This window comes from Streptomyces sp. NPDC033131 (assembly GCF_055578365.1).
The window spans coordinates 107,258-132,967 of sequence record NZ_JBVIPA010000024.1 but is presented as its reverse complement, the minus strand read 5'-3'; the positions used below and the strand labels follow the sequence as shown (position 1 = coordinate 132,967).

Annotated in this window: 22 protein-coding genes; 9 read left to right on the top strand and 13 right to left on the bottom strand. The window is 72.1% G+C overall.

Annotated features, from left to right (window positions below; all coding sequences use genetic code 11):
- Positions 1 to 37 precede the first annotated feature (37 nt).
- From ACZ5XS_RS27920 to ACZ5XS_RS27910, 3 genes are all read left to right on the top strand, one after another.
- Positions 38 to 256, top strand: coding sequence for a CbtB domain-containing protein (locus ACZ5XS_RS27920; protein WP_285514592.1), 219 nt, complete (start codon positions 38 to 40; stop codon positions 254 to 256).
- A gap of 14 nt (positions 257 to 270) precedes the next feature.
- Positions 271 to 1,017, top strand: coding sequence for a CbtA family protein (locus ACZ5XS_RS27915; protein WP_468655789.1), 747 nt, complete (start codon positions 271 to 273; stop codon positions 1,015 to 1,017).
- Between the two features lie 235 nt (positions 1,018 to 1,252).
- The gene (locus ACZ5XS_RS27910) at positions 1,253 to 1,783 is read left to right on the top strand and encodes a hypothetical protein (protein WP_468655787.1); all 531 of its coding nucleotides are present in this window, start codon (positions 1,253 to 1,255) and stop codon (positions 1,781 to 1,783) included.
- Positions 1,784 to 2,039: 256 nt separating this feature from the next.
- Here ACZ5XS_RS27910 and ACZ5XS_RS27905 read toward each other — a convergent pair whose 3' ends face one another.
- On the bottom strand, positions 2,040 to 3,833 hold the full coding sequence (locus ACZ5XS_RS27905; protein ID WP_468655785.1) for a protein kinase domain-containing protein: 1,794 nt from the start codon (positions 3,831 to 3,833) through the stop codon (positions 2,040 to 2,042).
- A 286-nt stretch (positions 3,834 to 4,119) separates the two neighbouring features.
- Here ACZ5XS_RS27905 and ACZ5XS_RS27900 point away from each other — a divergent pair, with 286 nt between their 5' ends.
- On the top strand, positions 4,120 to 4,983 hold the full coding sequence (locus ACZ5XS_RS27900) for a DUF6424 family protein (protein WP_468655783.1): 864 nt from the start codon (positions 4,120 to 4,122) through the stop codon (positions 4,981 to 4,983).
- A gap of 12 nt (positions 4,984 to 4,995) precedes the next feature.
- A complete protein-coding gene (locus ACZ5XS_RS27895) occupies positions 4,996 to 6,117 on the top strand; it encodes a DUF2235 domain-containing protein (protein WP_468655781.1) in 1,122 nt (373 codons plus the stop codon).
- A gap of 30 nt (positions 6,118 to 6,147) precedes the next feature.
- On the opposite strand, the gene ACZ5XS_RS27890 is transcribed toward ACZ5XS_RS27895, so the two are convergent.
- The gene (locus tag ACZ5XS_RS27890; RefSeq protein ID WP_468655779.1) at positions 6,148 to 7,020 is read right to left on the bottom strand and encodes an LLM class flavin-dependent oxidoreductase; all 873 of its coding nucleotides are present in this window, start codon (positions 7,018 to 7,020) and stop codon (positions 6,148 to 6,150) included.
- Between the two features lie 96 nt (positions 7,021 to 7,116).
- On the bottom strand, positions 7,117 to 7,806 hold the full coding sequence (locus ACZ5XS_RS27885) for an ANTAR domain-containing protein (RefSeq protein ID WP_468655777.1): 690 nt from the start codon (positions 7,804 to 7,806) through the stop codon (positions 7,117 to 7,119).
- A gap of 188 nt (positions 7,807 to 7,994) precedes the next feature.
- Here ACZ5XS_RS27885 and ACZ5XS_RS27880 point away from each other — a divergent pair, with 188 nt between their 5' ends.
- Positions 7,995 to 8,348 carry an STAS domain-containing protein gene (locus tag ACZ5XS_RS27880; RefSeq protein ID WP_468655775.1) on the top strand — a complete coding sequence of 118 codons (354 nt, stop codon included), beginning with the start codon at positions 7,995 to 7,997 and terminating at the stop codon, positions 8,346 to 8,348.
- Entirely contained in the window at positions 8,345 to 9,286 is a 942-nt protein-coding gene (locus ACZ5XS_RS27875; protein ID WP_468655773.1) for an anti-sigma factor RsbA family regulatory protein, read from the top strand. The genes ACZ5XS_RS27880 and ACZ5XS_RS27875 overlap by 4 nt, the downstream gene beginning before the upstream one ends.
- 46 nt (positions 9,287 to 9,332) lie before the next feature.
- Here the strand turns inward: ACZ5XS_RS27875 and ACZ5XS_RS27870 are convergent, their stop codons facing one another.
- The 4 genes from ACZ5XS_RS27870 to ACZ5XS_RS27855 all read right to left on the bottom strand — a co-directional run bounded on the left by ACZ5XS_RS27870 (position 9,333) and on the right by ACZ5XS_RS27855 (position 14,728).
- Positions 9,333 to 10,370, bottom strand: coding sequence for a rod shape-determining protein (locus tag ACZ5XS_RS27870; protein ID WP_468655771.1), 1,038 nt, complete (start codon positions 10,368 to 10,370; stop codon positions 9,333 to 9,335).
- 138 nt (positions 10,371 to 10,508) lie between these two features.
- A complete protein-coding gene (locus ACZ5XS_RS27865; RefSeq protein WP_468655769.1) occupies positions 10,509 to 11,858 on the bottom strand; it encodes a carboxyl transferase domain-containing protein in 1,350 nt (449 codons plus the stop codon).
- Positions 11,851 to 13,299 (bottom strand): acyl-CoA synthetase, encoded by a 1,449-nt coding sequence (locus ACZ5XS_RS27860; RefSeq protein WP_468655767.1) that lies wholly within the window; start codon positions 13,297 to 13,299, stop codon positions 11,851 to 11,853. The genes ACZ5XS_RS27865 and ACZ5XS_RS27860 overlap by 8 nt, the downstream gene beginning before the upstream one ends.
- Positions 13,300 to 13,351: 52 nt before the next feature.
- Entirely contained in the window at positions 13,352 to 14,728 is a 1,377-nt protein-coding gene (locus ACZ5XS_RS27855; RefSeq protein ID WP_468655765.1) for an SLC13 family permease, read from the bottom strand.
- Positions 14,729 to 14,967: 239 nt separating this feature from the next.
- On the opposite strand from ACZ5XS_RS27855, the gene ACZ5XS_RS27850 reads away from it, so the two are divergent.
- Positions 14,968 to 15,675, top strand: a complete 708-nt coding sequence (locus ACZ5XS_RS27850) for a FadR/GntR family transcriptional regulator (RefSeq protein WP_468655831.1) — start codon at positions 14,968 to 14,970, stop codon at positions 15,673 to 15,675.
- Between the two features lie 12 nt (positions 15,676 to 15,687).
- Here ACZ5XS_RS27850 and ACZ5XS_RS27845 read toward each other — a convergent pair whose 3' ends face one another.
- The 5 genes from ACZ5XS_RS27845 to ACZ5XS_RS27825 all read right to left on the bottom strand — a co-directional run bounded on the left by ACZ5XS_RS27845 (position 15,688) and on the right by ACZ5XS_RS27825 (position 24,032).
- Positions 15,688 to 20,001 carry a DUF4062 domain-containing protein gene (locus ACZ5XS_RS27845; RefSeq protein ID WP_468655763.1) on the bottom strand — a complete coding sequence of 1,438 codons (4,314 nt, stop codon included), beginning with the start codon at positions 19,999 to 20,001 and terminating at the stop codon, positions 15,688 to 15,690.
- Positions 20,002 to 20,007: 6 nt separating this feature from the next.
- A complete protein-coding gene (locus tag ACZ5XS_RS27840) occupies positions 20,008 to 21,237 on the bottom strand; it encodes a GTPase family protein (RefSeq protein WP_468655761.1) in 1,230 nt (409 codons plus the stop codon).
- 94 nt (positions 21,238 to 21,331) lie between these two features.
- Positions 21,332 to 22,411 carry a serine hydrolase domain-containing protein gene (locus ACZ5XS_RS27835; protein WP_468655759.1) on the bottom strand — a complete coding sequence of 360 codons (1,080 nt, stop codon included), beginning with the start codon at positions 22,409 to 22,411 and terminating at the stop codon, positions 21,332 to 21,334.
- Positions 22,412 to 22,414: 3 nt separating this feature from the next.
- On the bottom strand, positions 22,415 to 22,930 hold the full coding sequence (locus ACZ5XS_RS27830) for an ArsR/SmtB family transcription factor (protein ID WP_468655757.1): 516 nt from the start codon (positions 22,928 to 22,930) through the stop codon (positions 22,415 to 22,417).
- 40 nt (positions 22,931 to 22,970) lie between these two features.
- Complete coding sequence (locus tag ACZ5XS_RS27825; RefSeq protein ID WP_468655755.1) at positions 22,971 to 24,032, bottom strand: MerR family transcriptional regulator; 1,062 nt, start codon at positions 24,030 to 24,032, stop codon at positions 22,971 to 22,973.
- Between the two features lie 141 nt (positions 24,033 to 24,173).
- Here ACZ5XS_RS27825 and ACZ5XS_RS27820 point away from each other — a divergent pair, with 141 nt between their 5' ends.
- A complete protein-coding gene (locus ACZ5XS_RS27820; RefSeq protein ID WP_468655753.1) occupies positions 24,174 to 25,043 on the top strand; it encodes an ATP-grasp domain-containing protein in 870 nt (289 codons plus the stop codon).
- 5 nt (positions 25,044 to 25,048) lie between these two features.
- Here the strand turns inward: ACZ5XS_RS27820 and ACZ5XS_RS27815 are convergent, their stop codons facing one another.
- Positions 25,049 to 25,675: a hypothetical protein gene (locus ACZ5XS_RS27815; protein WP_468655751.1), complete on the bottom strand. Its 627-nt coding sequence runs from the start codon at positions 25,673 to 25,675 to the stop codon at positions 25,049 to 25,051.
- Positions 25,676 to 25,710: the final 35 nt, after the last annotated feature.

Genomic DNA, 25,710 nt, shown 5'->3' with positions numbered 1-25,710 from the left:
ACGATGCGGGACGCGATGTTCCCGAGGAGGTCTCGCCATGGCGCAGTCCACTGCCGCCCCTACTCCCACCACCCAGACCCTCACGCCGCTGCCGCTGCGGGCGATCGCCCCGTGGGCGGTCTTCTTCGGTGTCCTGATGCTGGTCCTGCTGTACTTCGTCGGCGCCGAGCAGGGCGCCACCGCCCTGGTCTCGGGTGAGGGCGTGCACGAGTGGGTGCACGACGCCCGCCACCTCCTCGGTTTCCCCTGCCACTGACGGAGCCCGGATCCATGAACTCCGTCACCGTACGCACCCTGCTGGTGCGCGGCATGCTCGCCGGCGTCGCCGCCGGCGTGCTCGCCTTCGTCTTCGCCTACCTGGTCGGGGAAGGCCCGGTGGACGCGGCCATCGCGTTCGAAGAGGCCAAATCCCATGAACACGGCGGCGAGGAACTCGTCAGCCGTTCCCTGCAGTCGACGGCCGGTCTCGCCACGGGCGTCCTCGTCTTCGGCGTCGCCGTCGGCGGCATCGCGGCGCTGGCGTTCTGCTTCGCGCTGGGCCGGATCGGCCGGTTCGGTGCCCGGGCGACGGCGGCATTCATCGGGCTCGCCGGATTCCTCCTCGTCTACCTGGTACCGATCCTGAAGTACCCGGCGAATCCGCCCGCCGTCGGCGATCCCGGCACGCTCGACAAGCGCACCGTCCTGTTCGTCCTGATGATCGCGCTGAGCGTTCTGCTGGGCGTCGGCGCGATCCTGCTGGGCCGTCGTCTGGCACCGGCGTGGGGCAACTGGAACGCCTCCATCGCCGCCGGCGGGGCCTTCGTCGCGGCAGTGGCCGTCGCCATGGTCGTCCTGCCGTCCGGCGAGAACACCCCGAAGGGCTTCCCGGCCGTCGACCTGTGGGAGTTCCGTCTGGCCTCCATCGGCGTCCAGGCCGTGCTGTGGGCGGCGTTCGGGCTCCTGTTCGGCTACCTGGCCGAACGCGTCCTCGAGCCGAAACCGGCCCGCGGCCAGGTCTCCACCCTGGCCGCCTGAACCATCGGGCACGTGCAGCGGGGATCTGCCGGGGGCGCGCCCGGCAGATCCCCGCTGCGTACTGCGTTGACGCCCTGTGGCCCTCCGCCTCGCGTGGGCGCCCCGGACCGGTCGGCTACAAGGGCACAACAAGAGCGCAACGTATGGGTGCCGACGCTGCGGCTCGACACGCATCGTCCCTACCATCCGAGGCGTGGGGAGGTACCGGCAGCGACCTTCCCGGGCAGGAGGCTCGATGCGGACGAACGTTCCACGGTCGGCGTTCCGGCGCGTGGTGGGCATCGTCGCGGCCGGCCTGACCGTGACCGCGAGTACGGGGTGCAGCGTTCCCGTCGATGCGGTCGCCGGTATCTCCGTGTCCGACGACGGCCGTCCGCTCGGCGTCATGATGGTCTGCGGGCATCGGATCGATGGCGCGACCGTCTACGTGGACAGCGAGGACGTCAACGAGCAGACGGCTGTCGGCTCATGGACCGCTGACCGCCCTCTCACAGCGGGTCTCGCCACCTGGAACCTCCAGGCTCCTTCCACCGGCTGGGACGCGACCAGGCCTCTCACCCCCCTCGCCCCCAAGAGCACCTATCTCCTCCACGGCTGGACCAAGGACGACTCGTGGTCATCGAGGAGCGTGTCCTTCGACGTGACCGACCTCGACCGGCTCACCCCGGGAACGGTCCGCTACGACGACATCTCAGAGGACGGTGACGAGTCCGCAACCACCGTCCCCCTGGCGGAGTTCGAAGCCACGGCCTGCGACGACAGGTGACGCCCCGGCGCCGGACGGCCCACGGTTCGCTGCCCTCCATCGTGTTCCGTCGGTTCGCCGGGGGCCTGATGGTCGGCTCCGCGCCTACGCCCGGAACCGCCGGCGGCTCCGGCTCGCTGGTGTCCGCCCGGAGTGCCAAAGTGCCGGCTCGCCCGCGGTCAGGGCCGCGGCGGTACCAGTCACCTCCTCGCGGCGAGCACGACCCGCGCAAGGGTGCGCACGCACCGGTGAGGACCGCACCGGTGAACATCCGCTCTCACTCGGTGCTGCGGAGCGCCGCCCAGGTGTCGTGGCCCACGATGCCGTCGACGTCCAGCCGCCTGTCGCTCTGGAAGCTTCGTACCGCGGCGTCCGTTTCGGGGCCGAACTCGCCGTCCACGCCGCTGCCGCCCACGCCGTAACCGCGGTTCGTCAGCATGCACTGCACCTGCAGCACGCGCTTGCCGCTGTCCCCCTGGCTCGTGCGTCCGCTGCCGGAGTAGTGGGTGCAGTCGGAGATCCAGGGCGGGGTGGCCGGTTCGGAGGATTCCGGGCTCGGGGACGCGGGGGTGTCGGCGGGGGCGCTGGGCTCGGTCACAGGGGCGGCGGGATCGTTCGTGGGGCCGTCGTCGGCGGAGGCGGAGGCCACAGGGGACGAGGCGTTCCCGTCGGTGTGGGCGGCGCTGTCGGCGGTCCTGCCCGGCGCGCCCTCGGGAGAGGCCCCTCGCGGGGCGCCGGGCATCGACGAGGCGGCGGCGTCGCCGGGCACGGAGCCGGCGGAGGCCGTGGCACCGGCGTCCGGACCGTGAGCGGTCGCGGGGGTGTCCTGGCGGGCGAACATGAAGGCGCCGGCGGCCACCGCGCAGAGGGTGATGACCGCGGCGACGGCCGGCACCCGCTTTCTCCCCGCCCAGGCGCGGCCTCCGGTCGGGCGGGTCCGCTCCGACGGTGTGACGGTGGTGAGGGCGGAAGGACCTGCCGTCACCGCCGCGGGCCCGAAACCCGGGGGAGCGGGCCTGCTCTTTGGCGCGGGCGGAGTGGGCGGCACCGACTTCCGCAGCTCGCCCGCAGGGCGTGGGCGAGCCCTCCGTTCGGCCGGGAGGCGCTGCAGCGTCTCGTACGCCCGCTGCCGGGCCAGCACCCTGTCGCCCAGCGGCTCCGCCCAGCCGGGCGGCCCGGCGTGTGCCGCGGCCGCGTCGACGAGGTCCCGGGGGGTGGGCCGCAGCTCGGGCTCCTTGGCCAGGCAGGCGGACAGCAGCGAGCCGAGCGCCGCGTCCGCCGCCCCGATCTCGCCGAGCAGCTTCGGGTCCGGCTCCTCGAACGCCACCCGGTGCATCACGTCGACACCCGTGCCGTCGCCGAACGGGGCACGTCCGGCCGCCGCGTAGATCAGCGTCCCGGCCAGCGAGAACACGTCCGACGCGGTGTCCGACAGGCCGGTCCTCAGGTGTTCCGGCGACATGTAGGCCGGAGTTCCCACGCGGTTGCCCGTGCCGGTGATCGAGCTCGCGTCCACGGCCTTCGAGATGCCGAAGTCGATCACATGCGCGCCCCGGACGGTCAGCAGGACGTTGGACGGTTTCAGGTCCCGGTGCACGATGCCCGCGGCGGCGAGGTCGGCGAGCGCCTGCCCCAGCTGCGCCGTCAGCCGCCAGACCGTGGCCGTCTCCAGGGCGCCGTCCTCCCGTACGGCCTCCGCCAGATCGAGCCCCGGGAGGTACTCGGTGGCCATCCACAGCAGTTCGTCCCGGAAGCCCGTGCCGCACAGTCTCGGGGTGTGCGGGGTGCGGAGCCGGGCGTGCACCAGTGCCTCACGCTCGAACCTGCGCCGGAACCTGGCGTCTTCGGCGTACTCCGGCCTGATCACCTTCACCGCGACCAGGCCGGGGCTGTCGTCCACGGGGCGGGCCAGATAGACCCGTCCCATGCCGCCGCTGCCGAGCAGCGCCAGCGGCACATAGGGGCCGACCTGGTCCGGGTCGCCGGGGTTCAGCGGAGCGGCACCGGTCTGCCGGAGTGCGGAAGCCTCGCTCGTCGCCGTCTGAGGTGGTAACCGCCGATCTTCTGACACGGAACCCCCGAAATGATGTGCGCCGTACGCCAGTTCGCCAACGAGGAGACGAGGCTAACCCAGCCCGGGCGCGGGTTCAGGCCTTCGATCACTTCCGTCACGCGGGTCACACGGTGCGTCGGACGAACGACGGGTTCCGTGACCTGCGAGTCACCGTCGGGACAGACGCCACCGCAGAGCCCCGTCTGCCCAGAAGTCGACGGTGCCGGGCGGCCGCTGCACGATGGAGACAGCGGCGCTCGGGCGCGGCACAGCGTGCGGGGCCGCCGACAGAAGGAGGCCGGCCATGGCAGACGCCGGATCCGTGAGAACGCCGGAGAGCGCAGGTCCGGGGGCCGGTGCGCTCCTGGAAGTGACCCACACCCACGGGGAGACCCGCCCCTGGGAGATCCACATCGTGAAGCATCCCAAGCGCTCCGAGTCCAGTCACTTCCGTGCCGCGAAGAAGGTGGCCAAGAAGATCCTCCAGGAGCTGAGCGGCGACGCGGCGCAGGCGCCGTACGGGGCGGGGCCCTGGGAGATGCACCACGGCGGCAGCCTCTGGGTCATGACGGGGAGCGGCTGGCGGATGTACCGGGCCCGGGTCGGCATCGAGTGGAGCATGCAGTTCTGCGCCGACCCCGCGAAGGTCGAACGCCTCCGGCAGGAGGCCGCCGACCTCGTGGCCGCCTTCCCGTTCACGCTTCCGGCCCTGGAATCCCTCGGCTACAAGCGCGCCCGAGCCCTCCTCGGCACCCCCGTCACGGATGCCGACGGCGTCGAGGCCTGGACCGACGGGCTCTTCAACGCGTGCGTGCCGATGAGCAACCCCCACCACTCCGGGGTCCTGCCCAAGGCGGCCGGCGAACACCACTACCCCTGGCCGACCAAGTCCGCGGACTTCTTCAAGTTCGACGACTTCCAGCTGTGGGTCACCCTGCCCGACGGTACCCACGCCGGCGTGGCCCCGGTGGACCGCCGGGGCTCCGGGGACGGCCATGTGCGCATCGTCCACGCCCGGCACGGCACACCGGCCGGGGACGCCCTGGCGGAGGCACAGCGGCGCCGCATGATGGCGGTCGCCCCGCCGGACAGCCCCGTCGCCCTGGCGGCGTTCAAGCAGCAGATACCCCCCGGGGCGAGAAACGCGTCCACCCCGCCCGTCGGATAGCGAGGAGCGGTCATGCCACGCAAGATCGTCGTCTGCCTCGACGGAACCGGCAACCAGGTCGGCGCCCGCAACCCCACCAACGTGGTCAAGCTGTACGAGATGCTGAACGCCGACAGCCCCTCGGACCAGCTCCTCTACTACGACCCCGGCGTCGGCACCATGTCGTCGGCCACCGCGCGCGGGCCCCTCGGCCACCGGCTCTCCCGGCTCGGCGGCCTCGCCTTCGGGACCGGGCTCAGAACCAACCTCGCCGAGGCCTACACCTACCTGATGCGGCACTGGGAGCCGGGGGACTCCGTGTACGTCTTCGGATTCAGCCGCGGCGCCTACACGGCCCGCGCGCTCGTCGGGATGCTCAACAAGCCCGGCCTGATGCGGCCCGGCGCGGAGAACCTCGTCCCCTACGCCGTGGCCAAGTACGCCTTCAACCAGGACATCGGCCGAAGCCAGCAGGAGGTCGCGCGCTTCTCGCACGCCTTCTGCCGGCACACCACCACCAACCCCCTGTGGGAGACGGTCAAGCGCAACGACCCCAAGCAGGTCTCGCGCTACGCCGTACCGGTCGCCTACCTGGGCCTCTGGGACACCGTCAAAGCGGCCGGCATCCTCCGCCCGGGCGATCTGCAGTGGCCCTACACCCGCTCCCTGCCCAACGCCGCCCGCATCCGGCACGCCGTGTCCCTCGACGAGAGGCGCCGCCCCTACCGCGAATACCTCGTCAAGCCCCGGCCGCAGCCGGTCCGGGACACTCTGGAGGAGGTCTGGTTCGCCGGGGCGCACTCCGATGTCGGCGGCACCTTCGACCACGCGAAGGGGGATCCCCTGCTCTCCGCCATCACCCTCAAGTGGATCGTCGACGGTGTCCGCCACGACCTGGACTTCCGGCGCGACGCGTACGTGGAGGCGACGGCGCTGAGCAAGGAGTTCGCCGACGCCCCCGTCCACCGCAACGGCCCGCTCTGGTTCCTCGTCGGCAGGCGCTCCCGTGGTGTGCCCAGGGACGCGGTGTTCCACGCGAGCGTCCGCCTCCGGCGACAGCAGGATCCGGCGTACCGGCCCGGTCTGCCCGACCCGGACGACCTCGCGCGCTGGGCGGACCCGGACTGGACGGAACCGTTGCCGGAGCCGCCGTAGAAGGGGGGGCCGGGGAGCCCGCGGGGGCCCTCAGCGGCCGAGAGCCTCCAGTACGGCTTCGAGCTGCTGGAGCGGCTCGGGGCCCACGATGCGCAGAACGACGGTGTCCGCCCCGGCCGTTTGCAGTTCGTGGAGGTGCTCGGCGGCCTGCGCGGGCCCGCCGGAGACGGTGAACACCTCTTCCTGCGGGCGGCCGAGCCAGGTGCCCTGGCCCTCGGTGTGCGGGTGCAGGGTCTGTGCCACCTGCTCGGGGTCCTCGCCCACGCAGCAGTAGGACAGCACCGTCAGGGTGTGGCCGGGCCCGGCTCCGCCCTTGGTGGTGAGCGCCCGGGTGTTCTCCAGGTCGCGCGGGCCGTGACCCTCGGCGATCAGCGTGCCGTCCGCGACCCGGCCGGACAGTTCCAGCGAGCGGGGGCGGACCACGCCCGCGACCACGGGCGGCGGTTCGGCGGGCGGGTGCACCAGCCGGACGCCGTCGAGCCGCACCTCCCGGCCCTCCAGCTCCACCCGTTCCCCGCGCAGCAGTGCGCGCACGGCGGTGATCGTCTCCTCCAGCAGGGCCAGCGGTGAACGCGGCGCGACGCCGACCGACACCATCCACTCCCGCACCCCGTGCCCGATCCCGGCCACGAGCCGTCCCGGGAACACCCGGGCCAGCGTCGCCAGTTCCATCGCCAGCAACGCCGGGCTGCGCAGCGGAGCCGGTGTGATGCCGATGCCCACCCGCAGGCGCTCCGTCGCGCCCAGCGCCACGGCCGCCGCCGACACCCCGCCGTTCCAGCCGAGGTCCTCGACCACCCACAGGTCGTCCACACCCAGCGCCTCGGCCTGCCGTGCGAATGCGGGCAGCCCTTCGGGGGCCCAGTCGCGGTCGTACATCACGCCGATCCGAAGGTTCGTCATGTGACGGAACCTATGCTCCGGCCGAGGAACGGATCAAGGCCGCACGACGGTTGTGGGGGCATGGGCACGGTGAGGAGCCGTGGTTGGCCGAGACCGCTACCGTCCGTGCCGTGTCGCGGCCGTGCGCAGGGCCGTGCGTACGTCCTCCGGGGGCGGCGGGCCGTCGGTGCCGGCGCTGGCGGTGACCGCCGCGGCGACCGTGCGGAGCTTGGTGTTGGAGAGCTGGGAGGCTTCGCGCAGGATGGTCCAGGCCTCGTCGGAGGTACAGGCGTGGGTGGCCATCAGAATGCCGCGCGCCTGGTCGATCACGGGCCGGGAGGTGATCGCCTGGCGCAGCTGGTCGACCTCCTCCTGGAGCTGCTTCAGCCGTTCCGCGCGTTCCAGGGCCACGGCCGAGTGGGCGGCCGGGTGGTGGAGCTCGGGGGCGGATTCGCCGTCCGGGGAGTGCAGCGGGTCCGTGGTGTCCAGACCGACCAGTTCGAGTATCCGGCGCGGCTGGCCGTCCCAGTTCACGGTCACGACCACTGTGCCCTGCCGGCGGCCGTAGTCGCCGAGGGTCTCCAGGAAACCCAGACCGGCCGTGTCCATGAACAGCACCCCGGTCATGTCCAGCTCCAACCGGCTGATGCCGTCCGGAAGTTCGGCCAGGGTCCTCGCCAGGATGTCCGCGGATCCGTGGATGAGTTCCCCGCACGGAACGAGCACCGCACGGCCCGCGTCCACGCGGCTCTCGATCACCAGCGCCGTGAGCTGCTTCGCGAGAGGTGTGTGTGCCGCTGAGGTCATCTCCCCGCCTTGTTGGTCACCGACAGTTTCATGACGCTGCGTGCCCCCGTCCGCCGGGCCGGTACGGTGGGGTCCGGCGGCGCTGAATGAGCGCCTGCCCGCCGTACGGCGTACTACACACCGCCGTCAGGAATGTCGGGTGCGGTCCGGGGTACGGCGCTTTCGTCCGGGAAGAACGGGGAGTCGGTGTGGGCATCCGGTACCTGGCACCTTCCGGATCCGCAGCCGCGGTCCCGGAACTGACGGTGGCCCCCCTGGCCGAGCGCAGCGGGCTGCGCGTGGCGGGGGAGGTCGGCCTGGCGACGCACGAGGTGTGGCGGCGCGTGCTGGAACAGGCCGTCCGTGAGGACGAGGATGTCTACTACCTGGAGCTGTCGTCCGTGACCTTCGTCGACGTGGCCGGAGCCGGTGCGCTCGCTGCCGCCGCCCAGCAACTCGGTGACGGCCGAAGGATAGTGCTGGATCAGCCGCCGCACACTCTGCGCCGCGTGCTGGAGATGTTCTGGCCCGACCTGCCGGCGATCGAGGTGTCGATGTCATGAGTGCCGCGGCCGAACTCCTCGAGCCCTTCGTCCACCCCGCCCTCTTCTACGGCGACGAGCAGGAGTACCTGGCGGGCACGGTGTCCTTCGTGCGCGACGGCCTCGCCGCCGGCGACCCCGTGGCGGTCGCCGTGCCCGGTGAGAACCTCCGGCTGATCCGGGACGGCCTCGGCGCCGACGCCGACGCGGTACGGCTCCTGGACATGCGGGAGGCCGGGCGCAACCCCGGCCGGATCATCCCCGGCGTGCTGCGGGCCTTCGCCGACGCCCAGCCGCCCGGCCGACGGGTGCGGATCATCGGTGAGCCGATCTGGGCGGGCCGGTCGGAGACCGAGTACCCCGCCTGCGTCCAGCACGAAGCGCTCATCAACGCGGCCTTCCAGGGGCGCACGGTCAGCATCCTGTGTCCCTACGACGTCCGGCGCCTCGACCCGTTGGTCATCACCGACGCGTACGCCACCCATCCGACCGTCATCCACGGGGGCGCGGGGGCGGAGCAGGCCAGCGGGGCGTACGACCCCGAGGACGTCGTGGCCCGCTACAACGAGCCGCTGCCGCCCGTCGCCGACGTGCCGGCCTTCGCCTACGACACGGACACGCTCTCCCAGGCCCGCCACGTCGCCACGGACGTGGCCGCCCGGCTCGGTCTGACCGGTGTCCGCCTCCAGGACCTGGCGCTCGTCACCGCCGAGCTGACCACCAACAGCGTGGTCCACGGCGGCGGTTCGGGCGCGCTGCGGGTATGGGCCGACGACCGGTACGTGATCTGCGAGGTCCACGACAAGGGGCGCCTCACGGATCCCCTGGCGGGCCGCAGGCCGGCCGGCCGCGACCAGCGGGGCGGCCGGGGCCTGCTCATGGTCAACCTCGTCACCGACCTGGTGCGGGTGCACACGGGTGTGGAGGGCACGCGGGTGCGGTGCTGGTTCGTCCGCTGACCTGCGGCTGCCGCGCCACCGCCGGACCGCTTACGGCGGGGCCGGATCAGGTGGCCAGCGGGTCCAGGACCAGCGGCTCGATCTTGCCTTCCAGCATGTAGCCGAGGCCCTGGGCGGCACACACGTCCGGCCGCTCGGCGATGTGCACGGGCATGCCCGTCGCGTGCCGCAGCATCTGGTCGAAGCCGGGCAGCAGGGCGCTGCCGCCGACCATCATGATCCCGCGGTCGGCGAGGTCGGCGACCAGGTCGGGCGGGCAGTTGCGCAGCACCCGGCCGATGCCGTCGAGCACGGCCGTCAGCGGGGTCTCGATCGCGTCGCGGACGGCGGCGGTGTCGACCTGGACGGAACGGGCCAGGCCGGTGGCCACGTCCCGTCCGTGGATCTCGGTGCGGGCCGGGCCGTGCGGGGTGAGGCCGTTGCCGGAGAGGGCGAGTTGCAGCGGCCGTACCGACTGGCTCGGCAGCATCAGCTCGTGTTCGTGGCGCAGGTGCTGCACGATCGCGTGGTCGACGGCCTCGCCGCCCACCGGGACGCGTTCGGCGGTGACGATCGAGCCGAGGGAGAGGACGGCCACCTGGGTCGCCGCGGCCCCGCACACCATGATCATGGTCGCCTCGGGCCGCTCGACGGGCAGTCCGCAGCCGATCGCGGCGGCGATCAGCGTGTCGACCAGCTCCACGCGGCGGGCGCCGAGCCCGACGAGCGTCTCGATCGCGGCGCGCTGGGCCAGCGGGTCGGCGTCGTGCGGGGTGCAGGCGGCGGCCCGCAGCCGGGGCTTGCGGCGCAGGGCGCGGCGCATCTTGTCGCCGAGCAGGTGCCGCAGCATGCGCTGGGCCATCTCGATGTCGACGACCGTGCCGCCGGAGACGGGCCTGACGACACGGATGTAGTCCGGCGTACGGCCCGTCATCTTCTCCGCGAACTCGCCGACCGCGATCAGCGCGCCGGTACGGGTGTTCACGGCGGCCGCGGACGGCTGGTCGACGACCAGCCCGGCCCCCTTCACGTACACCCGCGTCCTCGCCGCACCCAGGTCGACGGCGAAGTGACAGCGGCGCAGCTGCTCCAGACTGGCGGTCATGGCAGGTCCTCCCGAGAGCACAGACCGTGGGCCGCCGAGTGGTGGCCTCTTAGGCATCGTGCGGCGGCGGGGGAGGGGGCGCGCCTTGTGGTGGGCCGGGCGGGGTGCCGCTGAACGGGGGTTTGTGAGCCGGTGTCGTCACGGACGGTGCCCGGGGTTGTCGCGTGATGCATGCCGGACCACGCCCAGTTCCGCCAAGTCCTGGGGGCGGAGGCGGAGTTGGTCCGCCGTCGCCTCGACCTCCTGCGGGGTTCGCTTCAGGATCGCCGCCGCCAGTTCGGGAGCGATGACCGAGAAGTAGCTGTCCGGCGTGGCCCAGGTGTTGCCGGGTGCCGCCAGGGCCAGTGCGCCGCCCGAGCCGCCCTCGCCGATCAGCAGCGTGGTGACCGGGGTACGGGCGGCGGCCACCGCGCCGAACAGGTCCGCGATCGCGGCGCCCGCGCCCTGCCGTTCGGCGTCGGCGTCGTTGGCCGCGCCGGGGGTGTCCACCAGAGTGAGCACCGGGATGCCGAGCCGGTCCGCGAGGCGGATCAGGCGGGCGGCGGTGCGGTAGCCCGCGGGGCGGGTCGCCGTGCCGGTCTGGGCGGCGTAGGCGACCGTACGGCCCTCGTGCTCGCCGAAGCCGCACAGCATGCCGTCGGGGTCGGTGCCGCCGCAGCGGTCGCCGTTGATCGCCACCCGGTGGGCGAAGTAGGTGTCCAGGTAGCGTTCGGCGCGCGGGCGTCGGGGGGAGCGGGCGCGCTGGACCGCGGCCCAGCCCGTGGCCGGGAGGTCCGTCGTGCCGAGGGGCGGGGGGACCGGAGCGGGGGCGGCCGACCGGCTCGTCAGCAGCCCCAGCCACCGGCCCAGCGTGTGGCGCAGGTCCTCCGGTCGTACGACCGCGTCGGCCGCGCCCGCCGCCACCTGCGCCTCGGCCGTGTACGCCGCCGGGTCCGCGTCCGGCGGCCGCACCCGGGAGCCCGCGAAGCCGACCTGCGCGTCCGGCAGCGCGAGGACCACGTCGGCGCCCGCGCCCAGCGTGGCCCAGCCGCCGCCGGTGGTCGGGTCCCGCAGGACCGCGACCTGCGGCAGCCCCGCCTGCCTGGTGAGCGCCGACTGGCGGGCCACGCGCTGGAGTTGGGTGAGGGCGAGCATGCCCTCCTGCATGCGGCTGCCGCCGGTCGCCGTCAACGGCACCACCGGCAACCGGTGTTCGCGGGCGTGCGTGTACGCCGCCTCCAGCCGGTCGCCGGTGCGCTCGCCGAGCGAGCCGCCCAGGAACCCGAACTCGAACGCGATCAGCACCGCCCGGGTGCCCTCCACGTGCCCGGTCCCGCAGACGACGGACTCCTGCTCGCCGGTGCGTTCGGCGGCGCGGGCGCGCGAGGCGTCGTAGCCCTGCCAGGCGAGCGGGCCGTCGGGCCCGGCGGCCCGCTCGGGGTACGGGAGTTCGGCGAAGTCGTCGGTGACGGCGGCGAGGATCTCGCGCGCCGTCGGACGGTCAGTCACGGGTCAGCGCCCGCTTCACGATCTTCCCCATGTCGTTGCGGGGAAGGGAGGCCAGGTGGTGGACCACCCGGGGACGCTTGTGCGGGGCGAGGCGGCTCGCCACGTGGTCCGCCAGCTCGGCGTCCGCCGGGGGTGATTGCGGGTCCGTCGGCACGATCCACGCCACGATCCGCTCGCCCAGGTCGGCATCCGGCTCGCCGGTGACCGCGGCCTCCCGCACCCCCGGATGCTCCAGCAGCGCGTTCTCGATCTCGCCCGCCCCGATCTTGTAACCCCCGCTCTTGATCAGGTCGGTGGCCTTGCGGCCGACGATGCGGACATAGCCGTCCGGGTCGCGCACCGCCATGTCCCCGGTGCGGAACCAGCCGTCGGCGGTGAAGGCGGCGGCCGTGGCGTCCGGCCGGTTGAGGTACTCGGTGAACAGGTTCGGGCCGCGTACCTGGATCTCGCCGACGCTCTCGCCGTCGTACGACGTGATCGGCGTCCCGTCCTCCTCCACGAGCCGCAGCTCGACGCCCGGCAGCGGTACGCCGACCGTGCCCGCGCGCGGCTCGCCGTCCGCCCGGACGCTCGTGTTCATGAGCGTCTCCGTCATGCCGTACCGCTCGATGACGCGCTGTCCCGTCACCGTCGTGATCCGCTCGTGGTCGTGCACGGGCAGCGCGGCGGAGCCGGAGACGAGCAGCCGCGCCCGGCCCAGCGCCTTGGCCAGCGCGGGGTCGTCGGGAAGCGCCTCCGCGATGCGGTGGTACATCGTCGGGACGCCGAACAGCATGGTCGCGCCGTCGTTCAGCTCGCGCGTCACGCCCTCGGTGGCGAACCGGCCCAGGTGGCGGACCGATCCGCCGCGCCGCAGCGGGCCGAGGATCCCCAGGACCAGGCCGTGGACGTGGAACAGGGGCAGCCCGTGGACGAGCACGTCGTCGCCGGTCCACTGCCAGGCGTCGGCGAGGGCGTCCAGGGTGGCGGCGATCGCCCGGCGGGGGATGACGGCCCCCTTGGGCGGGCCGGTGGTGCCGGAGGTGTAGACGACCAGGGCGGGATCGTCGCCGACGGACGCCTCGCCGTGGAGGACGGGTCCGGTGGCCCGTACGTCGACGTCGACGCGGGCCAGATCCCGCAGGGGAGGCGGGAGTTCGTCACCGGGTGCGGCGAGCACCAGGGCGGGTGCGCTGTCGGCCAGGATGTGCCCGAGTTCCTTCTCCCCGGACTTCGGGTTGAGCGGCACGGCGGCGACACCGGCCTCCAGCGCCGCCACCACCGCGACGGCCGTCTCCAGTGACGGGGTCGCCCAGACGGCCACCCGGCCCGCCCCGCCGATCCGCGCCGCGAGGGCACCGGAGGCGGCGCCGAGCTCGCCGTACGTCAGGGACCGGTCGCCGAACCGCAGGGCGGCTCGCCCCGCCGGGCCGGCCGTCAGGGCCGGGAAGAGAGAGGACACGCGTCGTACTCCTTAACTGTTCACTGTCACTGCCTGGTGCCGTCTGTCGCTCCTACCCCCAGCCCGGCACGACCATCACCAGCCACGCCACCGCGGGAACCACCGCCACCACGATCCCTCCGTAGATCATCAACTGCCGGAAGAAACGCTCGCGGTCGACGTCCGGCGCCGCGGCCAGGACCAGCGCGCCGTTCGTCGAGAACGGGCTCACGTCCACCACCGTCGCCGACACCGCGAGCGCCGCCACCATGCCGACCGCCCCGATCTCGCCCTGCGCGAGGAACGGCACGGCGAGCGGGATCAGCGCGCCCATGATCCCGACGGAGGAGGCGAACGCGGACACGAGCGCGCCGATGTAGCAGAGCAGGACGGCCGCCAGCAACGGGACGCCGATGCCGCCGACGCCCTCGCCCGCCCACGTGATGGTGCCCATCTCGTCCAGGACACCGACGTACGTGAGGACACCGCAGATCAGCAGCACCGTCGACCAGGCGATCTGACCGACCGCCGCGCGGCTGTCCTCGGGCCAGGCGGCGCTCAGCAGGACGGCGAGGGTGATCGCGGTCAGACCGGCGTCGAGGTCGAGGGCGAGCACGGCGACGACGAGGGCGACCAGTGCGGTGAGGGTGGCGATCCGGGCGGGGTTGAGGCGGGTGGTGTCGGGAGCGCCGGGGGTGCCCGTGGTGCCGGGGTGGGCTTCGACGGCGGTGGCGGTGCCGGAGGGGCTGGTGCCGTCGCCGGTCCTGGCGGACGGGCGGGGACCGGTACCGCCCTCCGGCAGGTCGCCCTCGCCGGGGCCCGCGTCCGGCGCGACCGCCCCCCGCGCCCACAGCTTGAGCCCGCCGAACAGGACGAAGACGACCCCCGCGATGATCAGGTTGGCGATCAGGGAGGCGAGGAACAGGGCGATCTCGTTGCCCGGCAGCTTCTCGCGCTCGACGATGCCGTTGACGATCGTGCCGTAGATGCTGATCGGCGAGAAGCCGCCGCCCTGGGCGCCGTGCACCACCATCGCGCCCATCAGCAGCGGACTGATCCCGTAGCGGGCGGCGAAGCTGAGCGCGATCGGCGCCACGATCGCGACCGCGGCCGGGCTGACCGCGCCGATCGCGGTGAGCGCGCCGGTGAGGAAGAACATCACCCAGGGGATCAGGGCGACGCGTCCCCTCACGAGCCGGATGGACGCGTGGACCAGCCAGTCGGTGGTGCCGTTGGCCCGCGCGATGGCGAAGAGGTACGTGACGCCGACGAGCACGACGAACAGGTCGCCGGGAAAACCGGCGAAGATGCCGTCCGCGTCGAGGTCGGCGACGAGCTCGCCGACCGCGAAGGCGGCGGCGAAGGCGAGCGCGCCCATGTTGACGGAACGGGTGGTGGCGATGACGAACACCACGACGAGCACGAGGATCGAGATGAGTTCGGGGGACATACGGGCTCCCGTCTTTGGGTCCCGGAGCGGTTGCGGGGGTACTTCGGGGTACTTCGGTGTACTTCGCGGTGCGTGGGGCGAGTGGTCGAGTGGCTGAGCCACTTTGGTCGGTTGGCTGGTTAGCGTGGGCGCCCGGCGGACCGTCGTCAAGGGGTCGCGCACGAATTGGCTCAGCCACTCGGCCACCGCAGGGCCCGGTGTTAGGCTCCCGAGGAGAGGGGGACCCCGTGACCGAGCCCGTGACCGGCGCCCTGCGCCCCATGACCAGACAGCGCCTGTACGAGCAGGTGCTCGACCGGCTGCGCGAGTACGTCACCGAGGGCGGCCTGAAGGCCGGCGACCGCCTCCCGCCCGAGCGTGACCTGGCCCAGCGGCTGGGTGTCAGCCGGGCCTCGGTCAAGCAGGCGATCGTGGTCCTGGAGGTCCAGGGCCTGGTGGAGGCGCGGCACGGCGGCGGGACGTACCTGGTCCGCGACAGCCTGGACGTCGAACCCGTCGAGAGGATGGTCGAGCGCCGCCGACGCCTCCCGGACGTCCTGGACGCCCGCGAGGCCCTGGAGACCAAGCTCGCCGAACTGGCCGCCGAGCGCCGCACGGACGACGACCTCGCGGCGATGCGGGCGGCACTCGCCCACATGGCCGAGGAGATCGCCGCGGGCGGTCACGGCACCGAGGGCGACCGGCTCTTCCACGCGGCAGTCACCGCGGCCGCCCACAGCAGCCTCCTCGCCGAGTTCATGCGCTCCATCGCCGACCAGATCGCCGAGAGCCGCACCGAGTCCCTGCGCCAGCCCCACCGGCCCCACCGCTCCCTGGCCCAGCATCAGGCGATCCTCGACGCCATCGCCGCCGGTCAGCCGAAGCAGGCGGCCGCCGCGATGCGCCGCCATGTGCGTACGGTCGCGAAGGTCCGCCTGCTCGACTGGGAGCCGGACGAGGAGCGGTAGGACCTGGGACGATCAGGTTCCGGCGTCTCGTCGTCTCTCCCAGTCGGCGATCAACCGGCGGAGTGCCTCGATGGGACCGACGCCCTCGGACTCCATGCGGGCGACTGCGCGGCGGCCTTGTTCGATGGCCTCGTCCAGGCGTCCCGCCTCGCCGAGCAGGGGTCCCACGTTGATCTGTGGGAGGAGGTCGGGCGTCTCGCTGAGGTCGATGTGCCGGAGATACGCGTCGATCGCCTCCTCCGCGCGACCGAGTTCCTGGAGTGCCCAGCCGAGGTACATGTAGGCGGCGGCGAGCTGGTCGTCGACGCGGTACTCACCGAGTACCTCGACCGCTTCCCGCAACAGTGGCAGCGCCTGGTCGAACCGCCGCGCGTTGATGTGGTACTCGGCGGCGGTGCCGAGTGCCGAGCCGAGATCTGGCGCGTTGCCGGTCAGCCGCGCCATCTCGACGCGCTGGAGAGTGGTGCGCAGACCGAGCTCGGGGTCTCCCATCTGATGATGGAGGCGCGCCAGGAGGGACAGCGTGACGCTTTCCTCGGCGGAAAGGCCGTGGGTGTGGGCGTAGTCGGCGGCGGAGCGCAGCAGTCGTGAGGCTTTCTGCGCGTTCCCGCCGGCGAGAGCGACCTTGCCCAGGCTGCCCGTCGCGCGCGCGATGCTGGGGGGATGGTCGATGCTCCGCGCCAGTTCCAGCGCCTTGCCGAACTCCTCTTCGGCGGTGCCGAAGTCACCGATGCCGAGGGCTCGCTCACCCATGAGAGCCCGCGTGTTGAGCTCGGCATAGGCGGCCTCGTCGTTCGGCCGGACCGAGTGGGTCCAGCGGCCCGAGCCGCCGGACTGCGTGTCCAGCAGGGCCAGGACACGCTTCCCCTCCGGGTGCAGGGTGACACCTCGCGCCCGGAGGTCGCTCAGTATGGAGTGCGCCTCGCCCAGAAGCCGGAGTCCCTCCAGTCGCTGTGACGGGATGCGCATCGTCTGACCTGCCAGGGCGAACAGGGCGATCGCCAGGGTCCGGGGCTCTTCCTCGCCTTCGGGCCGAACGGCCCACAGTTGTCGGTAGATTCCGACCGCCTTGTCGAGGTGCTCGATCGCTTCCTCGGGTGAGACGTCCGGGAGCGATGCGACGCGTTCGTACGCCAGACCGACGTCCCGCCGTGCCCAGACGTCGGCGGGGACGAGCGCGCTGATGCGGGACCGCATCGCGAGTGATTCGTGGAAGACCGCGTGTGCGTCCTGAGGTGTCCTGCCCTGCATCAGCGCGTCGCCGTAGCGTGCGAGAGCCGCGGCCAGTTGCTGCTGCGTCGGTAGGTCGTCGGGCAGGGCCGCCGCCAGCTTTCGGTAGCCCTCGAGCGACTGGAGGTACCAGTGCATGGCCTGTGCCGAACGACGTCGTGCGAGCTCGATGTCCCCCAGAGCGGACTGGATGTGCAGCCATCGCCTGCGTGACTCGACGTTCTCCGGCGCTTCTTCGACCGCGCGGCGCGCGAGGTCCTCGGCCTCCGCGTAATGGCGAGCGGCATCGGCGAGACGGTCGGTGGTTTCGGCCAGGCGCGCGGAGTTGGCGTGTGTCCGGATACGGAATTCGGCCAGGTGCGGGCTGCCCTGGAGGTGTGGTTCCAGAGCAGCCATGCGCGCGTAGTGGGTCGCGGCCGTCGGGGCGTCGCCCTCCTGTCGGCACAGTTCGGCGAGGCCTTCGAGGGCGGTGCAATACGCCATGTACATATCACCGACGTCCGTCGGGCCCCCGGCGATCAACCGCTCCAGCGTGTGCGCACATTCGCCGTAGTGCCGCTTCGCCTCACTCGGGTGGCCTTCGACCAGGTCCATGCTGCCGAGCCGTTCGAGCGCGACGGCGAAGTCGACCTCCGCGAGAGGCAACGCCTGCGAGTCGCGCGCGGCACGGTGGTTGTCGGCGACGAGGTACTCGTACGACTGCCTGGCCGAGGCCCGGTCTCCGATGTCCATGGCCAGGTCCGCCAACCGCAGCAGTACCACCGCGTGCTGACGCTCCGCCAGCTTCCGCGCCAGCGGGGAAGCCGCCGACGCCACGGCAGCGGCAGTACTGTCACGGATCACCTCGAGAAGCGAACGGCGCTCGTCCGTGCCGACTCCGTCGCCCGTCAGCCGGTCGTCCAGGCTCCGCAGCATCATGTGGCCGAGCTGCAGGCGCTCGGCGAAACCGAGTCCGTCCTGGGAGAGCAGGCTCGCCAGCCAAGGCTTGCCCTCCGGCCCGGAGTGGAACCGGGCGGCCAAGGAGTCCGTCGCCCAGCGGGCCAGGTCGGAGGCCGGTTCCACACGCGCGTAGAGCCGCGCTGCTCCCAGTCTGTCGTCGGCGCCGACGAGATGATGCATGAGTTCACGTCGGCGGTGGGCATCGTCCGGATCCAGGTCCGCCAGGTGTGCGGCGAGGCGCTCGTGCAGGTCCTGTCGGCCGGACGGGGGGAGTGTGTGGGCGTCGAGAGCCGCGGTACGGAACGCGCTGTGCGAGAAGTCCCATTGTCCTGCGGCACCGCGCTGCACCAGATGATCACGGAACACCCGCCGGACGCTGGAGAAGAGCAGGTCGGTCCATCGGACGCCGGTGAGGTCGCCCATGACCGCGCGGAAGTCGCTCTCCCGCCAGCCCTGCCTGCCCAGGGCCAGCATCTCCATCAGGCCCTTGACCCACGCCGGTCCCTGCTGTCCGTCGGATCCCGTGCCCGCCGAAATGGCCAGCTCCGCGACCTTTTCGGCGCGCCGCATCATGCGCAGGTACATCCCCCGCGGGGTGGCCGGCAGCTCTTCCACCAGGGCGAGCTGCAGGGCCGTGAGGCGCTCGTCGGCGAGGCCCGGGAACGAGGTCGAGCGCGCGAAGTGCTCGGCACTGAGCAGGTTCATCTCCTGGCAGACCAGCTCCAGCCAGACCGGTGAGCCGTGTGCCGCCGCACCGTCCGCCGTCCGCTTCGCGAGAATCGCCTGCTTGACGCCGCGATTGACGGCACGCCGATACCGGCGGTAGATCGCGTCGACGAGGCGGGCAGCCGCATCGGGCTCCAACGGCCCGAGCTCCAGGCGCAGGGCCCCGGTGCGCCGGCTCACGGCTTCCACATCGTCGCCGTCGGTGGCGGTGAAGATCAGCCTCGCTGCCTCGGGCCAGATCTTCGGGAGCCAGGTCATCCGGTGGGCGCGCACCGATCGCTCGAACTCGTCGACCGCGTCGACGACGAGGGCGACCGGCCGCTGAGCGGCAACGCGGGTGAGCGCATGGGCGAACGCGCGCTCGAGGTCTGCTCCCGTGAGCTGGTCCACCGCTGCCGGACGCGAGTCGCTCGGCAGCTCCATCAGCCAACGCCGCAGCATGGTGTCCACGGAGCCGGCTTCGCCACCGATGCCGGCGGCGTGATCGAGTACCAGCAGGTCGTCGGATTCCCGCAACTGCCGGACCAGTTCCGCGGCGAGGCTGCTCTTGCCGGACCCCGGAACACCGGTCACCGCGCAGATCCGTGCCGTCCCCGATCCCGATGCCCGCGATCCCGCTGTCCGGGACCCCCTCGCGAATGTCTTCAACTCGTGCAGCAGGGTCGTGCGGCCGACGAAGTCCGCCGCGGAGGAGTGAAAGAACTCGTCGAGCACTGCCCGTTCCCGGGCCTGCCAGCCCACGTTCGTGGCGCGGGAGCCCGAGGTCGCGGCGTCGAGGTCGGCCCACAGGTCCTCTGTCACCATGGCTCGGAAATCGGCCAGTCCCACCACACGGTTCTGCTGTGCGTCCCATACGGCCCGGTACTCTCGGAAGCGTTGTGGACCCAGCGACTCGCGCAGCTCACACTTCAGCTCGTGCAGGCGTCTCGCGGCCTCTCCCGCGTCCGTGAAACGCTTCCGGACCTCAGGGGGCGCGCCGCTGAGGTCCAGGTCGCGGACATACACGCGTGCCCCGGTCAGGTGCCCGTCAGTGCGCCCCTGAAAAAGCCCGAACTGAAGCTCCAGGTCCGTCATGCTCCGGCCGGCCGTCGGCCCCTCGTACCCGGACTCCTCGGCGGTCGTCCGTGCCAGCTCGTCCGGGACCATCCAGCCGTAGCGGTCCCCGATCATGCCGAGCACGAAGGGCCTGCTGCGGGCGACCTCCGCCAGGCAGACCTGTACGACCAGACGCGACTTGGCCGCCTCGTCGGCGTGAACCGTGGTGTCCACACCCAGACGAAGGTCGATCGGCTCGAACCCGTACCGCCGAGAGCCGAGGCGCTCCGCCATCTCGGGAAAGACGATGCTCGTCAGCAGGTCCCGCTCGGCATGGAAGTCCTCGAAGGTACTGGACACGAACAGCGGTCGCGTCTGCCTGAGGAATCCGCTCATGCGCCGTCACCTCCGCAGGAGTGCCGACAACCAGCTCGGCCCGCTGTCCCGCACCCTTTCCTGATAACACTTGAGGAAGAGATCGAGGTACCGGGTCTCGCCCCCGCTCTTGATTTCCTCAGGGTGGTGTCGAAGGTACTCGCAGACATCCATCCAAGCGCGGCCGACGGTGTACATCGCCGGTGCTCCGACAACTGTGCTCACGGCTCCGACCACGAAGTTGAGTCCCGGTACGAATTTGATGAAGCCTTTGACCGCGGCCTTCTTTCCGGCTTCCTCAGCCGCTCGCTTGGTCAACTCGCGGGCCAGCCAGCCGGCGCCTTCTTTGACGGCGACGCCACCGACCAGGATCTTCCACAGCAGGTGAGTGAGTGCTTTCACATCCACCGGCACACCGTAGGCCACGCTGATCCCCGACATCATGCCTCCGTGGACGGCGAGCAACGACGCCATGTCCAGGACCGGAGGGGCCGAATGGGCCGGCAGTGCGCCGGCGATCGCCACTCTGATGATGTTTTTCGACCGCGCGCGCTGAACGGTGAAGTCGAGGCGCTGGGCGACCATGGCCGCGATCCGTACGGATTCGGGGATCTCCCGCACGGTGGCATCAAGGAGTTCCCTGACTCCGTGCACCGGGTAGGTGGGGCCGGCCAGTGGGACGGTCTCGATCGAGTTGACCAGGAAGACCTTCCCGCCGGCCAGGGGGAGTTGCCTGGCCGTGATGGCCTCCGCCAGCGCGAGGGCTTTCGGGTCGACACGGTCGTCGAGCCGGTCCACGCAGGTCAGGACGGAGAACACGGGAAGTCCGAGACCGTGCAGGGACCGGATCAGCTCCGCATGGGCATCGAGGAATCGCGTCGTTGCGGATCTCGTGACGAACCAGACCGCGTGAATGGACTCGTCGCCGTTTCCCTGCTTCGCTTTTTGCAGGGTTCTCTCGACTGCGGCGATCAGGGTCGGGACCGTCCCCGCACCGATTTCGAAACCCGGAGTGTCCCAGATGCCGAGGGGCCCGTCGTCGGGTTCCCGGTAGAACTGCAAATGGACGGTCTGCCGGTTGCCGATGCCCGTTTGGGCCTGCTCAACTCCGAATACCGTGTTGACGAGCGTACTCTTTCCGGCGCCCGCATCGCCGAACAGGGCGAGGTTGAAACTCCCTCCGCGCTCCGTGAGTTCCTCGCGGTACATCTTCAGAATGCTTCGGGAAAATTCCTCTAAATTCCACTCTGCGGACATGGCCCCCCCACGTCGGTTTCCGCAATCGAAGATACGGGCTCTCCCGCTGCCTGTCACCGGCACCAGGGGGGCTTGTTTTGTTTTCCGCGCGCCCCTACAACGCTTCGAGTAGCCCGAAGGTCAGCTCGTCCACCGGGCGGGCGCTGTCGGTGGACTCCTCGCTGAAGGTGTTCACCAGCATCACCACCGCCGTCCCGCTCCGTCTGTCGAACGCCGCGCAGGTGCTGAATCCGCCGGTGCCGCCGTTGTGCCAGGTCATGGTGCGGCCGTCGGGGAGCGTGCTGAGGTGCCAGCCGAGGCCGAGGCGCAGGGACCGGGCGACGGTGAAGCGGGGGCGCTGGGTCAGTTCGATCGCGTCGCGAAACGGTGAGCGGTCCGGCCGCAGTTGTGCGCCGAGGAAGCGGAGCATGTCGTCGGCGGTGCTGTAGACGGACGTGCCCGCGCCGGTGAGGACGTGGTCGTGCCAGTCGGGAACGGCGTCCCCGGCGAGATGGCCGGTGGCCTTGCGCAGGGCCATGTCCGGTCGCAGGGTCGTCGTCGTGTCGCGCAGGCCCAGCGGGGCTGCCACGTCGCGCCACAGCATCGCGTCCACGTCGTCGAAGGCCAGCGCCTGGGCGAGCAGGCCGAACCCGAGGTTGGAATAGGCGTAGGTGCTGCCCGGCTCGGTGTTCAGGGGCGTCTCGGCCAGGCCGGCGGCGAGGTCGTCCAGTGTGTAGTGCGCGTAGGGGTCGTACGGGTCCGCCTCCGCGAGGAGGTTGGGCGGCAGGGAGGGCAGGCCGGAGGTGTGGGTCGCCAGGTCGGCCAGGGTGATCCGCCGAAGGCCCTTGCCGGGGACCGGGAAGCCCGGGGGCAGGGCCGGCGGTGTGTCGAGGCGGACCCTCCCGCTGCTCACGGCGCGTGCGAGAGCCGTCGCGGTGAGGGTCTTGCCTATCGAGCCGAGCTGGAAGACCGTCCTGCCGTGCGGTGCCCTGCCGTCCTGGGACGCGCCCGCCACGTGCCTGTGTGCGCCGCGGATGACTCCGCAGACGACGCTCGGGCTGCCGGCGGCCAGCGCACGGTCCAGGTAGGGCCGCACCCGCGCGGCCAGGTCGTTCCCGGCAGCCGTGGCGTGTCCGGGTAACAGTGATATTCCGGCCGCGGCGGTCGCCGCGCCCAGGAGATTCCGTCGGTTCATGAGCTACTCCTGCGTCGTCGTCGGGTTCGGTGCCGGCACCACCGCGGACAACAGCACGAGCAGCGGGACCACTCTGCCCGCGGGCACCTGGTAGTGGCCACGCCCCTCGGCCTGGAGCCAGCCGGTGGCGGTGAGTTGCTTGAGGTGGTGGTAGAGCTGCCCGGTCGTGTTCAGTCCGGCCGTCTCCTGCAACCCGGCCGCGGAGCGGGTGCCACGGAGCACCGCGCGCAGCAGGGTGAGCCGCACCGGGTGCCCCAGGGCGGCGTACGGCGCGGCGTGATCCGCCCAGTCCGCTTCGAGCAGTCCCGCCGTCGCCGCGCCCTGCTGCCAGGCGTAGTGCTCGCCCGTGGGCAGGTCCACGACGCCGGTGAAGAGAACCTCACCGTCCCCGGTCAGCCGCTCGCGCAGCCCCTCGAGCGCCCAGAACACCTCGCTCCGGGGCGCCCGAGGTTTCAACTCCAGCCGCGCCACCCGTTCTTCGAGCGCGGCGACTCGCTCCTGCAAGGGGTCATCGGCCATGCCCCGACGTTACGCTATTCCGGAATAACGGAGCAACCCTTCAGGCCGCCGTCTCCACCACGTCCGCCACCACACAGCTCACGTTGTCCGGCCCGCCGGCCGTGTTCGCCTCGGCGACCAGGGTGCGTACGGCCTCGTCCGGGGCCGGGGCGGCGCCGAGGAGGGTGCGGATGCGGTCGTCGGGGACGACGGTGGACAGGCCGTCGGAGCACAGGAGGTAGCGGTCGCCGGGGCGGGCGTCGTGCAGGCGGAGGTCCGCAGGTGCGGGGGCGGCGGACGGCAGGGCCTTGAGGAGGAGGGAGCGTTGGGGGTGGGCCGTGGCCTCCTCGGGGGTGAGGCGGCCCTCGTCGATCAGCGACTGGACCATCGTGTGGTCGTCGGTGATGCGGAACAGGCCGCCGTCGCGCAGCAGATACGCGCGCGAATCTCCGATGTGGACCAGGGCGAGACGGGAGCCCGTCCACAGCAGGGCGGTCAGGGTGGTGCCGTAGTCGTCCGTGCCCCCGGTGATGTCCCGGACCGCCTCCGTCGCGCCCCGCACCGCGTCCTCCAGGAGGTTGAGGACGTTGCCCGCCGGCACCTCCTCCGTGTCCAGGAGCCTCAGCGCCTCCACGGCGGCGCTGCTCGCGGGCGCGCCCGCCGGTCCGAAGCCGTCCGCGACCGCGAGCAGCCGGGTGCCCGCGTACGCGGTGTCCTGGTTCTCGGGGCGGACCTGCCCCCGGTCCGAGTGGGCGAAGTAGCGCAGTTCCAGCATGGTGGTGTCTTTCCTCGGTGTCTGCGTCAGGTGGTCCACGAGGAACGCGGCGAGATCCCGCCGTGCGGCCGTCTCCGCCTCGACCCGCGCCCAGTGGGCGCTGATCTCCCGGGCGGCGGCGGACGGTTCCAGGGCGCACACCTCACGGATCCGGGCCAGCGGCATCCCGAGCCGCCGCAGCCACGCCACCAGCCGCGCCTGCTCCAGCTGTTCGACCGCGTAGTACCGGTATCCCGTGTCCGGGTCGACCCGCGCCGGACGCAGCAGCTCCAGCTCGTCGTACAGCCGCAGCGCCTTGGGCGACAGCCGGCACGCCTTGGAGAAGGCGCCGATCGTCAGCGGTTCCATGAGGGTCCCCCGTCCGTCTCGTCCGTTCCTCGCCACCGATGCTGGGGCTTCACCGAAGGTGAAGGTCAAACGGGTTGCCCCGGTTCCGGGGCCGGCGGTTAGCCTGCGGGGCCACGAGCCGTACGAGAAGGGACCCCCGCCGTGCCCCGAGTCGCCCTCGTCACCTACGACCCCCGGCCCCGGACCAGCAAGGACGCCGACCTGCCCGTCCTGCTGACGGCGCTGCGCGCGGCCGGCGCCGAGGCGGACGCCGTGTTCTGGGACGACGCCGGCGTCGACTGGGGCGCCTACGACCTCGCCGTCATACGGTCGACCTGGGACTACAGCTGGCGGGCGGCCGAGTTCGTGGCGTGGGCGGAACGCTGCGCCAAGGTCACGCGGCTGGCCAATCCGGCGGACGTCGTGCGGTGGAACACCGACAAGCGGTACCTCGGGGATCTGACGGCGGCCGGCGTGCCCGTCGTCCCCACCCGGTACCTGGCGCCCGGCGACCCGGCCGACCTGCCCGGCGACCGCGAGTACGTCGTCAAGCCGGCCTCCGGCGCGGGCGCCCGATACGCGGCGCGCTACACGCCCGAGCAGCACGACACGGCCGTACGGCACCTCGCGCGCATGCACGGGGAGGGGCTGACGGCGATGGTGCAGCCGTACATGCGGAGCATCGACGCGGCCGGCGAACGGGCGCTGCAGTTCTACGGCGGCCGTCTCCTGCACGCCAGCCGCAAACGGGCCGTCCTCGCTCCCGGCACCGCCTTCGACGCGGACAAGGTCGCCCACCCGGGCCTGGAGGCCTGGACGCCGACCCCGGCCGAACTCGCCGTCGCCGAGCGGGCGCTGGCCGCCGTACCGGACGCGGATCACCTGCTGTACGCCCGCGTCGACCTGGTGGACGGGGACGACGGGCAGCCGCGGGTGATGGAGCTGGAACTGGTCGAGCCGAACCTGTTCCTGTTCCTGCATCCGGGGTCGGTGCCCGCCGTCGTGGCGGCGATCCTCGCGGCGGCCCTTTGAGGCGCCTAGTCGCCCCGGTCGCCGTCGGCGGACCGGTCGTCGACCGCCACCCGCTGCAACAGGCCCCACGTGAACTCGGCGGCACACTCCCACCGCACGCCGTAACCGTCCGGGGCGGTGAAGGCCAGCCCCCACCGCGTCGGCGCCGTCCCCTGCAGGGGACGGGCCGGGGCGAAGGCGCGGGCCGCCTCGTCGACCGTGCAGGACCAGGGGGTGAGGTCGTCGAGGGTCCGCAGCGAAGGCCCCTCGGCTCCGGGGGCGCGGACCAGCCACTCGTTCCAGACGGTGCCGTTCGGGGTGAGGAGCACCTCGAAGCGGAGGTCGGGCCAGAGCGGAAGCGGCCACCTGCGGGCCTCGCACTCGAGGTCGCCGATCCTGCGGGTGAGCACCGACTCGGGTTCGCCGAGGACCGAGCGGTAGCGGGAGGCGGCGGACCGGGACCGCGGGGAGCGGACCATCGCCTGCCACCGCCGGTTGGCCTCCCTCATGTCCGCGACGGAGACGCCCAGCTCGTGCCGGGCGCCCTCCACCAGGCCGGGATTGTGGTCGGCCATGCGGCGCAGCAGCACCAGCTGGAAGTCGAGACGAGTGAAGGGGCTAGCCGGTGGCTTTCCGGAGGGCATGCGCACCATCGTCCCCTACGCGTACCTCCGGTGCTCCGCCTCCG